The 15,716-nt window shown below is 37.1% G+C and carries 18 protein-coding genes; all 18 read left to right on the forward strand.

What is annotated here, in order from left to right; translation table 11 throughout:
• Window positions 1-599: 599 nt before the first annotated feature.
• The 18 genes from LQV47_RS09350 to LQV47_RS09435 all read left to right on the forward strand — a co-directional run bounded on the left by LQV47_RS09350 (window position 600) and on the right by LQV47_RS09435 (window position 15,693).
• The gene (locus tag LQV47_RS09350) at window positions 600-1,418 is read left to right on the forward strand and encodes a hypothetical protein (RefSeq protein WP_230036181.1); all 819 of its coding nucleotides are present in this window, start codon (window positions 600-602) and stop codon (window positions 1,416-1,418) included.
• A 389-nt stretch (window positions 1,419-1,807) separates the two neighbouring features.
• Window positions 1,808-3,226 (forward strand): TolC family protein, encoded by a 1,419-nt coding sequence (locus tag LQV47_RS09355; protein ID WP_230036183.1) that lies wholly within the window; start codon window positions 1,808-1,810, stop codon window positions 3,224-3,226.
• An 11-nt stretch (window positions 3,227-3,237) separates the two neighbouring features.
• Entirely contained in the window at window positions 3,238-4,194 is a 957-nt protein-coding gene (locus tag LQV47_RS09360; protein WP_230036259.1) for a biotin/lipoyl-binding protein, read from the forward strand.
• 67 nt (window positions 4,195-4,261) lie between these two features.
• Entirely contained in the window at window positions 4,262-5,467 is a 1,206-nt protein-coding gene (locus tag LQV47_RS09365; RefSeq protein ID WP_230036185.1) for an ABC transporter permease, read from the forward strand.
• Between the two features lie 311 nt (window positions 5,468-5,778).
• Window positions 5,779-6,234, forward strand: coding sequence for a DUF1569 domain-containing protein (locus tag LQV47_RS09370; protein ID WP_047486225.1), 456 nt, complete (start codon window positions 5,779-5,781; stop codon window positions 6,232-6,234).
• A gap of 9 nt (window positions 6,235-6,243) precedes the next feature.
• Entirely contained in the window at window positions 6,244-6,714 is a 471-nt protein-coding gene (locus tag LQV47_RS09375; protein WP_230036187.1) for a hypothetical protein, read from the forward strand.
• Window positions 6,711-7,121, forward strand: a complete 411-nt coding sequence (locus LQV47_RS09380; RefSeq protein ID WP_230036189.1) for a hypothetical protein — start codon at window positions 6,711-6,713, stop codon at window positions 7,119-7,121. The genes LQV47_RS09375 and LQV47_RS09380 overlap by 4 nt, the downstream gene beginning before the upstream one ends.
• Window positions 7,118-7,489, forward strand: coding sequence for a VOC family protein (locus LQV47_RS09385; RefSeq protein ID WP_230036191.1), 372 nt, complete (start codon window positions 7,118-7,120; stop codon window positions 7,487-7,489). Before LQV47_RS09380 ends, LQV47_RS09385 begins: the two co-directional genes overlap by 4 nt.
• A gap of 63 nt (window positions 7,490-7,552) precedes the next feature.
• Entirely contained in the window at window positions 7,553-8,002 is a 450-nt protein-coding gene (locus LQV47_RS09390) for a VOC family protein (RefSeq protein ID WP_230036193.1), read from the forward strand.
• 140 nt (window positions 8,003-8,142) lie between these two features.
• The gene (locus tag LQV47_RS09395; RefSeq protein WP_230036194.1) at window positions 8,143-8,535 is read left to right on the forward strand and encodes a DUF1398 family protein; all 393 of its coding nucleotides are present in this window, start codon (window positions 8,143-8,145) and stop codon (window positions 8,533-8,535) included.
• 127 nt (window positions 8,536-8,662) lie between these two features.
• On the forward strand, window positions 8,663-9,340 hold the full coding sequence (locus LQV47_RS09400) for a DUF2490 domain-containing protein (protein ID WP_230036196.1): 678 nt from the start codon (window positions 8,663-8,665) through the stop codon (window positions 9,338-9,340).
• A gap of 79 nt (window positions 9,341-9,419) precedes the next feature.
• Complete coding sequence (locus LQV47_RS09405) at window positions 9,420-10,424, forward strand: bestrophin family ion channel (protein ID WP_230036198.1); 1,005 nt, start codon at window positions 9,420-9,422, stop codon at window positions 10,422-10,424.
• A gap of 128 nt (window positions 10,425-10,552) precedes the next feature.
• Window positions 10,553-12,163: a Na+/H+ antiporter gene (locus LQV47_RS09410; RefSeq protein ID WP_230036200.1), complete on the forward strand. Its 1,611-nt coding sequence runs from the start codon at window positions 10,553-10,555 to the stop codon at window positions 12,161-12,163.
• A gap of 46 nt (window positions 12,164-12,209) precedes the next feature.
• On the forward strand, window positions 12,210-12,635 hold the full coding sequence (locus LQV47_RS09415; protein WP_230036202.1) for an SRPBCC domain-containing protein: 426 nt from the start codon (window positions 12,210-12,212) through the stop codon (window positions 12,633-12,635).
• Between the two features lie 4 nt (window positions 12,636-12,639).
• The gene (locus tag LQV47_RS09420; protein ID WP_230036204.1) at window positions 12,640-13,146 is read left to right on the forward strand and encodes a GNAT family protein; all 507 of its coding nucleotides are present in this window, start codon (window positions 12,640-12,642) and stop codon (window positions 13,144-13,146) included.
• A complete protein-coding gene (locus LQV47_RS09425) occupies window positions 13,143-13,526 on the forward strand; it encodes a VOC family protein (protein WP_230036206.1) in 384 nt (127 codons plus the stop codon). The genes LQV47_RS09420 and LQV47_RS09425 overlap by 4 nt, the downstream gene beginning before the upstream one ends.
• 35 nt (window positions 13,527-13,561) lie before the next feature.
• On the forward strand, window positions 13,562-14,584 hold the full coding sequence (locus LQV47_RS09430) for a glutaminyl-peptide cyclotransferase (protein WP_230036208.1): 1,023 nt from the start codon (window positions 13,562-13,564) through the stop codon (window positions 14,582-14,584).
• Between the two features lie 83 nt (window positions 14,585-14,667).
• A complete protein-coding gene (locus LQV47_RS09435) occupies window positions 14,668-15,693 on the forward strand; it encodes a glutaminyl-peptide cyclotransferase (protein ID WP_230036261.1) in 1,026 nt (341 codons plus the stop codon).
• Window positions 15,694-15,716 lie beyond the last annotated feature (23 nt).

The raw sequence follows: 15,716 nt of genomic DNA on the forward strand, positions 1-15,716 counted from the left end.
GGATTTATCTTTTTTTGTTTTGTTGATTATTTTAGATACGGTACCACTAAGTTTGTCATGTAAAATTATAAAAAAACATGATAGTTGAATGACTTATTTGTATGGAAAATGAATTTTTTACACTTTTTCACACATTTTATTCAATATAACCTATCTAATAATACAAATTACATAGAAAGTGATTTTTTGATGTAAATGATTCGTTTTGATGAATGAAATATTAGGTGAAAAAGATTGGAAAGCAGAAAGCAAGTCATAATTATTATCTGGATTATAACAGTCATGAATTTTTTTTATTTGATTTGATGCTTTGTAGGGTGAGTGATTATTCAAAATTATTTTGTAGCAATTTTCTCACTCTTTTTAAATCATAATCTTCTAAAAGAAATTTTTATATCAATAATGGATACAGATAAAAGGTGTATTCATTATGTACAGAAAAAGAGGGGTGATTAAAAATTTAAAAATAATGATTCTAAAAACACACACCGATGAGCCCCTCTTATTTTTATTATAATTCAGGATAAAGAGATATTATTTATTACAATTATTAGAACAAACACATAACGAAAAAAGGACTTTTAAAACACAATTATCAAATGAAAGGGAGAAAAATATTAGCAATGTGCGCAATTTGCTGTCTAAGCCTAGTTAATGGCCAAGTGGGAATAAATACCAGTACACCGGATCTTTCTGCAATATTGCATCTGGAATCACCTAATAAAGGATTTTTACCTACCAGACTTACACTTATATCGTCTACAGATGGGACAACCATTCCTAATCCGGCAACAGGCCTGGTAGTCTACCATAAAGGAAGTGCTTCTATGGGAGCTGGAATTTATGTTAATATTGGTACGCCCACCGCACCAAAATGGACAAAATCAGTTGGAGGGCAGGAAAATTCAGAAACTCATGGAAGCACTGTGTATAAGGCTAAATATCGGGGTAGGAATGCTGCCAATTCAGCTGGTGTTTATTCAAAACCGGATCTCATTATTCCTGAATTAAATTTAATGGTTCGTTTTGCAATTGTAGGAGGATCTACCACCTCAGGAACTAATGCCCTGACTGGGAATAACAGACTTCAGGTAAGGTTAATTAATCAGCCATCGACGGATGTAACGATTACCAGTTACTCACATTGGCATGGACCAGTTACCCACAATAGCAGGGGAGTGAACTTATCATTTACTTCTGCTAATTTTGATCAGTGGCAGAATACGGATACCGAAGCCTGGAACAACCAGTGGGGGTACTATTACCTGCTTTATTCAAGTGAAATAAGAGCGGTAAAAAGCCCTAAAGATTTTGCCATGAACTTATATGGAATTTGTGGTTATGGAAATTCTATTGCAGCAGGTCCTCAAAAGGATGGAAGTGATGAAATGTACTCACTGGCCGCTGAGGTATTTTAACATCAAACAGAAAATGGGGTAGTAGACTTGTTTGTTTACTTTTTTTATAATCAAGGAAGGAAATGCTTCGATATTTTATCGGAGCATTTCTGTTGTAAGAGAGGGCCTGCTTTTATTGATCATTATTTAAATATAAATTAAATTAGAAATTTATTAAACCTGATTTGTATTAGATTAAGATGCTCTTCTCCTCCCATAAACAACAGAACTAATTTTTTTTTACCCCTTAAATAGAATTCAAATTAAAATTAAACGATTTTGAGAGGACTTTGATAAATAAATGATTGTGGTTAAACTTGTTTTAAACTTAGTCCATATTCAGTGTTTTCTTTAACTTACTTGTGAGATTTTTAACATATTTTGCATTATATTTGTTATAAACATAAACCATGAAAAACAATTTATTGATTTTTACGTTTGGTTTTTTTGCTTTTCCTGCTTTTGGCTGGGCACAGTCTGCGCCGGATTTTAAAGAACTTTTAGACAGTGCAATGGTTCGGGATTCGAACCTGAAAATGCAGGTTACCCAAAATAAACTTACCGATCTTGACGAGCATAAGCTGAAAGATATCTTTCTTCCTACTCTGGAACTAAATGGAGAGGTGGGGTATCTAAACGGAACAGCAAGACTGACGTCGCCGGAAATTAACCTGGCTCCCTTTATCAGTATTCCGGAAGGAACTTTCAATAATAATTTTAATGTATCCGGGTTCTCGGGAGTAGCCAAAGCTGAAGCTAAAATGCTGCTGTATTCCGGGGGGAAGGTAAAATACCTTAAGAAAGCCGTAGAAGAAAAGAAAAAGTCTGAAGATATTCTTCTGGAGAAAACAAGAGATGAAGTGGCAGCCAGTATTTCGAGAGCGTATGACCAGCTGGCATTGATCCATCAGTCTAAAAAAGTATTGGATGAAAGCAAAAAAAGACTCGATATCAATAAAAAAACAGCTGATAAAGCTTTAGGATATGGGCTGATCACTCCTTATGATCATAAGAAAATAGAACTTGCCCAGGCAACTCTGAATGCAAAAATGGTAGAATATGAAGGGAAAAAAGAATTGCTTCTTACCCAGCTTTATATTTTCACAGGAATCAATAGAGAAAGGCTAAGAATGATAGAGCCTGTCCTGACTCCGGTAGATTTACTTTCTCCGGAAAAAGGAATAGAGCAGAGGGCGGAGGTCCGTGCTTTGGAACATGGGATTACTGCTGCAGATTATAAGATAAAATCTGAAAGAACATGGATGATTCCTAAAGTACAGCTGATGGCTTCTGCTTATTATATCGGACTGTACGGAAACCGGATTAAGTCTTCTGAAAATGTAGTGCCTGCTGTTCCGGTATTAGGATATGAAGGAAGAAAGCTGGACTGGAATCCTAACAATATCAATGTATTTCCTTTAATTACAGCCGGAGTAGGCTTTAAATGGGAGATTTTTGACGGAAAAGAAGGGAAACATGCTGAAGAAACTGCTAAAGTGGGGAAAGAAGTGCTGCAGAATCAAAAAGAAGATGCTTTAAAAAAATTAACACTGAATCTTGCCAACAATCAAACCAACTATGATATTGCTACCGCACAAATCACTTTGAAAGCAAAGGAAAAAGAATTGGCAAAAAATGCTTTAGTACAGGCTGAAAAGGAATTCCGTTATGGTATGAGCAAATCTTCACAGCTTATTGAAGCTGAAAATGATCTGGAATCCGTGGAACTGGAATACCAGAATGCAATTTTCAACCAGAGAAGAGCGGGAATAGAGCTGATGAGGTCTACCCAGGAGCTGGATATCACCAAATTTTATTTAATCCCTTAAAAATTAAAATGATGCATAAAAATATAGCTGTACTCTTTGCTGCCCTGTTTCTGTTCGGAAGCTGTAGTAAAAATGAAAAAATAAAAGAACCGGAAGGAAAGACTAAAAAAGATGTGATTTCTTTTGCCCCAAAAGTGACCGGAAGAATTGTGAAAATATATGTTTCCGAAGGACAGACTGTAAAAAAGGGAGATACCCTTGCGCAGCTTGATGTTCCGGAAGTTTCCGCAAAAATAGCTCAGGCTCAGGGAGCGGTAAGCGCTGCAACAGCCCAGGAACAGATGGCTAAAAACGGAGCCACAGCAGATCAGCTGAGACAGCTTCAGGCAAAATATAAGGGTCTTAAAGAGCAGTATGATTTTGCACAAAAGTCCTACCGCAGAGCCAACAATATGTTCCGTGACAGCCTGATGTCTCCACAGGCTCATGATGAGGTATATGCAAAACTTCAGGGAGCAAAAGCCCAATATGATGCCGTAGTGGCAGAGCTGGACGATGTGACAAGAGGAACCCGTGTTGAAAAAGTGGAAATGGCCGCAGGGCAGGCATCCCAGGCTAAAGGAGCATTGCAGGAAGCTAATGTTGCCTATTCAGAAAGGTATATCATTGCCACCAATAATATGGAGATTGAAACCATAAGCCTGAATACCGGAGAATTGGCGACAGCCGGTTTTGCACTATTCAACGGATATATTCCGGAAAGTACTTTCTTCAGGTTTACGATCCCGGAAAGCGCCATTTCAAAATATAAAAAAGGACAGGATGTCAGTATGCAGGTCGTTTATAACAAAGAAAACCTACAGGGAAATATTGTATACATCAAACAGCTGACAAAATATGCGGATATCACCACAGCTTATCCTGACTACCAGCTGCAGGATGCCATTTATGAGATCAAAGTAAAGCCTAAAGATATGAATAAGGCTAAAAATATCCTGGTTAATGCTAATGTTATCCTTAATAAATAATATGAAACGGAGCACGATGGATAACTTTCTTAGAACGTAACCATCTGGTCATTTAAAATATAAATAAATGAAAGAATTTTTCCGTCTTTTAAAACGTGAGTTCAAGCTTTTTATCGGCAATTCTACCTTAAGGACAGTGTTCTTTTTGGCACCGGTCTTTTATGCAACCTTGCTGGGGTTTGTCTACAAAAGCGGAAAAGTTGAAAATACCCCTGTCCTGGTGGTTGACAGGGATAATACTCCTTTATCTAACCAATTGACGGAAATGCTGGATGATAACAAAAGCATTAAAATTATCAAATACCTTCAGGAACCGCTGAGTATTAAAGATGAAGTGATCAGGCATGAGGCGGCAGCGGTAGTCATTATCCCCTCCAGGTTTGAAGGAGATATGCTTCAGAAAAAATATCCTGAACTGAATGTGTATATCAACACCGGGAACGTTCTTACAGCGAACTTTGCCTCCAAGGCCCTTCAGCTTACTATAGGAACTTTCTCGGCTGGCGCTTCCATTAAAGCATTACAGAAAGCCGGAATGCCGGCAGCAAAGGCAGCTACACAATATGAGCCTTTCAAAGCAAATTATATCACGCTGTTCAATACTACAGGAAACTATCTTATCTTTATGTGGCCGGCAATGCTGGCTGTCGTACTGCAACAGGTCATACTGCTGGCAATGGCGGTAAGCTTTGCTGCAGAATTTGAAAGAGGGTCTTTTGTAAAAGAATATCTTAAAATGAAAAAATGGGCATTCCCAACAATGCTTATTAAAGTGATTCCAATATGGATATCTTCCATTCTTATTGTGGGAATCTACTACTTTATGCACATGGTTTTTAGAGTTCCGATGCCGGAAGGAATACTCAATTTTATCCTTCTTACTGCGGTATTTGTAGGATCTGCATCATTTTTGGGAGTGTTTATCAGTATATTGATTCCGGATGCCTTAAAAGCGACTCAAATCCTGATGGTTATCGCTTCACCTGCATTCATTATCAGTGGATTTACATGGCCGTTAAGTGCAATGCCTGCCTTTGTACAGTTTATAGCTAATATTATCCCACTGACACCTTTTTTACAGGCATTTAAAATCTTATTGATTCAAAAAGGATCAGTAGAGCTTACTTTTCCTTATCTGGAACATTTGAGCATTCTTGTAGTAGTATATGCCGTTATAGGCTGGATCGCTTTAAAGATTAAACTTTGGCTTATTTTTAAAAAGGTGCCTCAGGAAACAATAGTGGAGACTGCTTCTCAAGAGGATGTGGACTAGTGTTTTTTAGTTGAATTTTGTTGCTAGTTGCTAGTTGCTAGTTGCTAGTTGCTAGTTGCTGGTTTGCAGTGATTGATGTCAATAAAAAACAGTGGTTATCATCTCAACTGTCTTATCCTGACCTTTGTGGTCTTCACTACTGGGGTCTGATCTCACTCCTTGTTAATGATCGGTACTAGGCTTAGTGGCTATTGATGGCGTCAGTTTTTCCATCCATGATATCATTTTATCATTTACAATTCATTTTTTTATTAACTATAAAATCAAAAAGAAAAAACTGATATATTTGTCTTTATTTAATTAGAGAAAATATGGAAAACGTGTTTGACGCAAAAGATGCTCAGAACTATATTGATAGAATACATAAGCTTGTTGAAGATACCCACGGGTTATGGGGGAAGATGACCGTCGACCAGATGCTGGCCCACTGTAGTGTAACTTATGAAATGGTATATGAGCCTGAAAAACATAAAAAGCCGGGAGCTATTGCGAAATTTATTCTGAAAACGTTTCTGAAACCTAAGATCGTTGGAGAAAAAGCGTATCCCAGAGACTCCCCAACAGCTCCTCAGTTTTTGATTACAGGAAGAAAAAACTTTGAAGAAGAGAAAACCAGATTAATCGGTTTTATCCAAAAAACACAACAGTTGGGAGCTGCTGCTTTTGACGGTAAGGAATCTTTTTCTTTTGGAAAACTAAATGCTCAGGAGTGGAATAATATGTTTGCAAAACATCTTAATCACCACTTAGCACAGTTTGGTGTTTAAAAATAATCTATGAAAAAACTTTTATTAGTCTTCATTCTTGCTGCCAATTTTGTGTTGGGGCAAATGCCTGATATTTCGAATGTGTGGTTAAACAACAGTAAACCTTATGCTGGTGTGATAGGAAACAAAGCAAAGGAGCTGAAACTGAAAATTACTATCTCTGAACAGAATAAAAAGAATGATCAGGAATATTTTGTATCCGGGTATTCTCTGGTAGATGCTAATTATGCAAAATTTGAAGGGAAAATTACCATCTCAAAATATAAAGATGCCAAGAAAAAAGGAACGGTATTCGGAGAATATGAGTGGGCAGAAGAAAATAAAGGAAAACATTCGGGGGTGTTTAAAGGTAAATTCATTTATACTTTCAGATGGAATAAGAAAACAGAACAGGTAGAAGGGCAGTATATTGAATTTGTGGGTGATTGGAAAAGCTATGACGGTAGTCTGGATTTTAAAACCAATCTGAAAAATCAATGAGTATCCTGAGACAAATATTGGCTATTGTGGTAGGACTTATCGTGGGTTCTATCGGTATTACGATTGTTGAGAATATAGGCCATCAACTATATCCACCTCCTGTAGGTACAGATCCTAATGATATGGAGGCTTTAAAGGAATATGTAAGGGAAGCGCCCTTCATGGCTCTGTTCTTTATTATTATGGCATATGCTTTAGCTGCCTTTGTTTCAGGGTTTACAGCCACAAAAATTTCTAACAGCGGAAAACATACTGCAGCAATAATCTGCGGAAGCATTTTTTTACTGATCACCATTTATATGATGGCATCTTTACCTACTCCAATCTGGTTCTGGGTTTTAGGAATACTGGTATGGATACTGGTAATGGCAGGGAGCCAATTCGCTTTAAAAACAAAAAAAATATGAAATTAGGAGCGTTCTCAATCAGCTTAAGTGTAAAAGACCTTCAAAAGTCTAAAGACTTCTATGAAAAACTGGGTTTTACCTCAATGGCAGGAGATACAGAACAGAATTACCTGATCATGAAAAACGGATCTACCCTGATAGGTCTTTTTCAGGCAATGTTTGATGGTAATATGCTTACTTTTAATCCGGGATGGGACCAGAATGCCCAGAATCTTGACTCTTTTGATGATGTAAGAACCATACAGAAACACTTAAAAGAAAATGGAATAGAGATTGAAAGGCCAGCGGATGAAAGTACTTCAGGGCCGGAACATATCTACCTTAAAGATCCGGATGGAAATATGATCCTGATAGATCAGCACAGGTAGTTTCTACTCCTAAAATACAAAAATCTAAATCAAAAACTAATTAAAACTTAACTTTTAAACATCATGGCAACAGTAAACGTTTATTTAACATTTAATGGAAACTGCAGAGAAGCATTTGATTTCTATAAATCGGTTTTCGGAGGAGAATACCCTTATATCGGGACTTTTGGAGAAATGCCTCCAATGGAAGGCAAAGAAACCTCTGAAGAAGACAAAAATAAAATCATGCATGTGGCGCTTCCTATTTCTAAAGAAACAGTACTGATGGGAAGCGATACCGGTGGAGAATGGGCTTCAAACTTTAAAGAAGGAAACAATTTTTCCATTTCTATCAATACAGAATCCAAAGAAGAAGCCGATAAGTTATTCAATGGGCTTTCTGCAGGCGGACAGGTAACAATGCCAATGGCAGATACTTTCTGGGGAGCTTATTTCGGAATGTTCACGGACCAATTTGGAATCAACTGGATGGTAAACTATGATGACCCTGCTAAAATGCAGCAGCATCCATAAAATTATATTCTGTATTCTGAATAATTATAATATACCGGCAGTCACATTGCCGGTTTTTTATTGAACAATAATTGGCATTCCAAAAATTTTTAAATTTGAACAGACAGAGACTTACGATCTGTTCGTTAAAAATTAAATAGATGAAATTCAGACTTGAAGACATTAAAACAGAACATCAAAAGGTAAAGAGCGGTGCAGATTTCCCTCCCTATATCCAGGCCATAAAAAGGTTAGGTGTTTCCCACTATATCACTTACGTATCCGATGGGCATACCGAATATTTCGATACAAACCACCAGTCGATACAAACCGGAAGCCAATATCAGAACATCACCGTTTCAGAAAATATAAACCTTGAAAATTTTAAAAGGAGATTACAACTTCATCAGCAGGGAGGAACTGATTATATGACGTTTTGTAATGACTGTGCAGAGTATGGAGTGGAAGGCTGGAAAATGGACCTGAACACCATGACCTGTACTTATTTCAGTAAAAATAATGATGAAGTTCTGATAGAACAGATCCCGGGATAAACTTACAGCATATATGAAAGTGTCAGATTTAAAGGGATTTAATCTAAAGTGTATGTAAATATTGTTTGTTATTATTGATTTAAATTATTAGTTTTGTTAAAACGATAGATAATAGTAATTGATAAATATGAGAAAGGTTTTTACGAAGTTGGCATTCACTATATTAGGATTGGGCTCGGTATTTACATGGGCACAGAAAAGTGACCTTGGAGCATGGTATATGTATTTTGGAAATAATAAGATCAGCAAAAAGCTGAATTTCCATAATGAGATCCAGTACAGAAACTTTGATGGACTCGGAAATCTGGAACAGCTTTTAATCCGTACGGGAATTGGATATGACCTTACTGAGAATAACAATAATGTTTTGTTGGGATATGGTTTTATTTTAAGCCAGCCTTATGTAAACGGAGAGAAAAAAGAAAATATAGAACACAGGATTTTCCAGCAGTTTATTACAAAACAGAAGTTTGGACGTTTCAATCTTCAGCACCGTTACCGTTTGGAAGAACGCTTTCTGGAAGAAGACTTTAGAATGAGATTCCGTTATATGCTGGGAGTAACGATACCGATTACCCAAAAAGAAATGCTGCCGAAAACCCTGTATGCCTCTGTATATAATGAAATATTTCTCCACTTCAACAGTCCTGTGTTCGATAGAAACAGGGTTTACGGAGCCTTAGGATATGTCATCAATAAGAATATGAGGATAGAAGCGGGCTATATGAACCAGATTCAGGAAAACAGAAACAGGGGCCAGATTCAGATTGGTTTTTATAATAATATCCCGTTTACGAAAAATTAGTAATGACCCGATGATGCTGAATGCCTGATGAAAAAGTCATTATTTTAAATAGATTAATTAACACAAAAAACAAGCATATATGCATTCAGGAAAAAGATTTGGAACCCTCGAGTTCATTATTTGGACAAGGCGCAGTATTTACGTTTTAACCTTATTATCAGCCATTCCCACCTTACTGTATTTTTTGGGATGGAAATTTCTGTATGTTCCATGGCAGCCTATAGCAATCATGGGAACAGCAGTCGCTTTTATTGTAGGATTTAAAAATAATGCGAGTTATAGCAGGCTTTGGGAAGCGAGACAGATTTATGGAGCTATCATTAATGACAGCCGTAGTTTTGGATATATTCTAAGGGATGCGCTCTCTTCAAAAAATTCCCATAAAGTAAAAGAGATGTTTCTTCGGCATTATGCCTGGCTTACGGCTTTAAGATTTCAGCTTCGTGAACCGAGAGCTTGGGAAAATATGAACACCGTACAGTTTGATGAATATTCAAGGAAATATGATGTTCCGGAAAAACTTTCCAAACTGGAGGATGAGCTGAAAAACTATCTTTCGGAAACGGAACTTCAGTATATTGTAAGCAAAAAAAACAGAGCCACACAATTGATGGCCAGCCAAAGCAAAGAACTCTCCGAAGCTTATGAAAAAAGAGAGATTAACGACTTTCAGTGGACGCAGATCAATCAACAGTTGGTAAAGTTTACAGATAGCCAGGGGAAAGCAGAAAGAATTAAAAATTTTCCTTATCCACGTAATTTTTCATCCATTACCACTTATCTCTTGCTGTTATTCATTGTTTTCGTTCCCTTTGGATTACTGAAAGAGTTTGATAAATTAGGAGAAGGAACAACGCTGGAAGGATGGACAGTATGGTTTAATATTCCATTCTCATTATTGGTGACATGGTGTTTCCATACTTTGGACAGTGTAGGGGAAGCTTCTGTAAATCCTTTTGAAGGAAGTCCTAATGATGTACCTATTACGCAGATCAGCCGTACCATTGAAATTGATATGAGAGATATGCTGGATGAATCTGACCTTCCGCCGGCAATTCTCCCGAAAAATAATATTGTACTCTAGGATATCCGGATTAAACGATGGGTAAAAGATTGAAGGTTTCTCTTCTTTTCGGAGGTTTGAAGATCTGTGAGATGGATAGAAACTTTTTATTGAGTTAACAAAATAACACTTAAAAAAACTAAATCAAAATGATTCACAGTTATGTTATTATATCTATTGCAGTACTGCTCTCTGTAATGATATTAGTAATGATTGGGCAGAAGCTGAAAGTGGCTTATCCTATTTTTCTTGTGATTGCAGGGCTGTTAATAAGCCTTGTTCCGGGAATGCCGCGTATCGAGATAGAACCCGATCTTGTTTTTCTTATATTTCTGCCTCCTATCTTATTTGAAGCCGCATGGTTTACCTCGTGGCAGGATTTTCATAAATGGAGAAAGCAGATCTTTTCTATGGCTTTCGGGCTTGTATTTTTAACATCCATAGTGGTGGCTTATCTTTCATCCTCTATTATTCCGGGGCTTACAGTGGCTATGGGATTCCTGTTGGGAGGAGTAAACTCACCACCTGATGCAGTAGCCGCTACTTCTGTATTGAAGCATATGAAAATCCCGAAAAAGATAACCAGCATCCTGGAAGGGGAGAGTCTTATTAATGATGCCTCCAGTTTAATTGTATTTAAGTTTGCCTTAGCGGCAGTTATTTCAGGGCAGTTTATCTGGAGAGATGCCGTGCAGGATTTCTTTACCATGGCCATCGGTGGGATCGCTATGGGAGTGGCTATAGGTTTTCTGTTTGGAGCCTTACTGAGAATGATACCTACCAATTCTAATATAGATACCGTTATTACACTTATTGTTCCTTACATCATGTATGTAGGAGCAGAGCATTTCCATTTTTCAGGAGTCCTTTCGGTAGTTGCCGGAGGATTGCTAATGTCTTATAATTCGCATTGCTACCTGAGTCATACTTCACGAATCCAGTCCGGAAATGTCTGGAGTGTGCTGATATTTTTAATGAATACGATCATCTTTATCCTGATTGGCCTTGAGCTGCCTATTGTTGTGGAAGGGTTGACAGATTATACATTCTCAGAAGGAATTTTCTATAGTGTGGTCATTGGAGGAGCGATTATCGGAACAAGAATACTGTACAGTTACGCTTTGATGTATTTTCCAAGGCTTTGTTCAAAAGAATTGAGGCTAAAAGCCCCAAAACCGGACTGGCGGGAACCTTTTATCATCAGTTTTGCCGCCATGAGAGGAGTGGTTTCATTAGCTGCAGCACTTTCTATTCCTGCCTTTCTTCCCAATGGAGAGGCATTCCCGCACCGGAATATTATTTTATTCGTAACTTTCGTTATTATATTGATCACATTGGTGGGACAGGGATTATTATTATCGCCCATTCTGAAACTGCTGAATATAAAAGATGCAGGAAGTGAACTGCCTGAAGAAAAACAGGAAGTGATTTTGATGCGTAAACTAAAGGAAACCGCGCTGCATACCTTAGATAATGATTTTTCTGAACTGGCGGAGAGAAACAGCTTGGTAAGACACCAAAAACATAAACTTGAAAATGAAATGATGCTGATGGCCGATAAAGCTCAGTGTATGGCTTCTACAGGTGATTATGTGACGGCAATCAACGAAAATAAAGATGTGTTGCGCCAGGTGATCCAGGCTCAGAGAAATGAGCTTCACAGAATGAAGAAGGAAAAAATATTTGATGACCATGTGATGAGGGCTATTGAAATGCAGCTGGATTTTGATGAAGCAAAAATTACAGGGTTTGCACACTGATCATTGTACACCTTCTGACATTAATCTTAACCTCAGTTAATTTAATATGAATACACCCATCGTTGTCCAATATAAGATAAATGCTCCGGCGGAAAAGGTCTGGAAGGCCTTGACGGATAAACACGAAATGAAATCCTGGTATTTCAATATTCCGGATTTTGAACCGGAAGTAGGAAAAATATTTAATTTTTATGAACCCGGAGATGCTAAAAAATATCACCATCAATGTGAGATCTTAGAGATTGTTCCTTCTCAAATATTGAAATATAGCTGGGCTTATCCCGATTTTTCACCACTGAAAACCGTGGTAACATGGGAAATGTTTTCCGAACACAACGCAACAGTGGTTACATTGATTCATGAGGGTATTGAGAGTTTCGACGATTTGGGTGAAGGTTTTTCAAGAAAAAGCTTTACGGAAGGCTGGAATATGATTATTGGAGAAAGTTTAAAAAGATTTTTAGAAAATTAAAACGATGATCGACTTATTTTTATTTACCACTGAGGATGCATCAGAATTAATTTCAAAAGTAAAAGATGAAAGAATGCTTCTTCAGTTTGCCGGTCCTGCCTATCACTTTCCTTTAACTGAAAAACAGTTGGAAACCGATCTTCTGGATGAAAACAGGACCTTATTTAAAATAACGGATGGAGACCACCATACCATTGGACATGCACAGATCTGTTTAAAAGAAAATACGTTCCTGTTGGGAAGAATTTTAATTTGGGATGAAAATAACAGAGGAAAAGGCTATGGCAGAAAAGTAGTACAAAAACTGCTCGAATATGGGTTCAGTCATTTCGATAAAGAAACCGCTGAACTTAATGTATATGACTGGAATACAGGAGCTATTGAATGCTACCGGAAAGTAGGTTTCGGGATTGATCCGGAAACCCAAAGTGAAGTGAATATAGATGGTGAAACATGGCTGTCTATTAATATGAAAATCAATAAAACAAATTTTGAATTACAGGAATCATGACAGAATTTAAAGCACTGCGCCCTATGTTGTGGACAGAAAATATGGATGATACCATCGGTTTTTATATGCATATCCTGGGCTTTACATTAATGGGCAGAAATGATGAATGGCAATGGGCTTCGCTTCGTAAAGATGAAGTATATATTATGGTTTCCCAACCCAATAAACATGAGAAAAACCATGGGATAGGTTTTACAGGCTCATTTTATTTTAATGTAAATAATGTGGATGAACTTTGGGAAGAACTTAATGCAAAAGCAGAAATCTGCTATGAAATAGAAACTTTTGAATGGGGAATGAGGGAATTTGCAATCTATGACAATAACGGGTATATATTACAATTTGGTGAAGCTGTGGATAATGTTGGCAATACGGAATAAAATTTGCTATTTTTGGAGAAATATTTAGAATATCAATGAAAAAAAATATAATAGCAGGTTTCGCAGCGATTTTATTATTGGCATCTTGTAATAAGGATAAGGAGATCCTTAATACACTAAGCAACTATAATAATTCTATGGAAGCAAAAGGATATCACTTCGGTGATAAACTTCAACTTCCAAAAGAGGTGACGGAGAATGCAGAAAGTGTTACCATAAGCTTTGGAGATAAAGAAACAACCAATCTTGTTGTGGATCCGAAATTTTTCACATTGGGAGATAATGCTGTTACTTTCAATATTAAAACAAAAGGGGGGGAAGTACTCAATCAGGATGCTACCATCAATGTATTTGCAAAAACTCCTGAAAAAAATATTGCCTATCAGATTATCGCAGAATATCCTCACGATCCTAAGAATTTTGTTCAGGGCTTTCAGATTGAAGGAAATACAATTTATGAAAGTGACGGGCAGAACGGATCCTCACAGATTCTGAAATATACGTTGGGAACCACTACACCACTTGCTTCTACAAAGCAGGCTCCGGAAGATTTTTCTGAAGGTAGTACCATTGTAGGAGATAAAGTATATCAGTTGACATGGCAGAGCAAAAAAGGATATATCTATGATAAAAATTCTTTAAAACTGCTTTCAGAATTTGCGTATCCAAATCTGTTTGGAGAAGGATGGGGATTAACCTATGACGGGAAAAACCTTATCGCATCAGACGGAAGTAAACTTTTATACTTCCTTGATCCGGCTAACCCTTCAAAACTGATTAAGTATATTGCGGTGGCAGGAAGTTCCCAGGCATATGATCAGCTTAATGAGCTTGAATATCATAACGGATTTATCTATGCCAACGTGTGGCAAAAGCCTATCATTCTAAAGATCAACCCGGCTACCGGAGAAGTGGTGGGAACATTTGATTTTACAGATATTGCAAAACAGAATACCAAAGGAAGTGATGATGTGTTGAACGGAATTGCTTTTAAAGGAGAAAATATGCTGGTAACAGGTAAAAACTGGCCGAAAATTTATGAAGTTCAGGTGAAATAATTTCACAGATAAAGTATAAAAATAGCGTTCCCATGGAGCGCTATTTTTATGTAAGGACTAAAATTTAGTATTTTTGAAAAATGATAAGACGAAATATAATAACCGGCCTTGCAGCAGTTCTTCTGCTGGTATCTTGTAATAATAATGAAAAAATGCTTGATTCCCTGGCTGATTATAATAATGCAAAGGAGGCAGAAGGGTATCATTTTGGAGATAAGCTGGACCTTCCGGAAAAAGTGACAAATAATGCAGAAAGTATCAGCATAAGCTTTGGAGATAAAGAAACAGCCAATCTTACAGTAGATCCTCAGTTTTTTGAATTAGGAGACAATAAAGTGGTTTTTGTAATTAAAACTAAAAATGGAGAAACCCTGAGTCAGGATGCTACCATTAATGTTTTTGCTAAAAATCCCGAACAAAATATTTCGTATACCATAATAGCAGACTATCCGCATGACCCTACTTTCTTTGTAGAAGGATTTTTGGCAGAAGGCAATACCATATATGAAAGTGATGGACTGAAAGGAGCTTCCCAGCTGATAAAATATACACTGGGTTCTGCAACTCCGGCAATGGTGAAAAAACAACCCGCCGATATTTTTTCTGAAGGCTGTGCGGTGGTTGGAGACAAGATTTACCAGTTGACCTATCAAAGTAAAATTGGCTTTGTTTACCATAAAAATACATTGGAAAAAATTTCAGAATTTCCTCTACCCAATATTATCGGAGAAGGCTGGGGGCTAACTTATGATGGAAAAAACCTCATCGCTACCGATGGTTCAAAGAATCTTTACTTTTTGGATGTCAGTAATCCTTCCAAAGTGGTAAAAACGGTTTCCGTAGCAGGAAATACGGAGACATACGAAAAATTAAATGAACTTGAATATCACAATGGCTTTATCTATGCCAATGTCTGGTTTAAACCTTTTGTTCTGAAAATAAATCCTGAAACGGGAGAAGCTGTCGGAAAATTTGATTTTACCCAAATAACCAAAGAAAATAATCAGGGGAATGATGACAATGTGTTAAACGGAATTGCTTTTAAGGGTGAAAATATGTTGGTGACAGGAAAAAACTGGGCTAAAATCTATGAGGTTGCTATAAAATAAATGACCATTGAAAACTTAATTTC

It is taken from the genome of Chryseobacterium sp. Bi04, assembly GCF_918698085.1.
Taxonomy (GTDB): domain Bacteria; phylum Bacteroidota; class Bacteroidia; order Flavobacteriales; family Weeksellaceae; genus Chryseobacterium.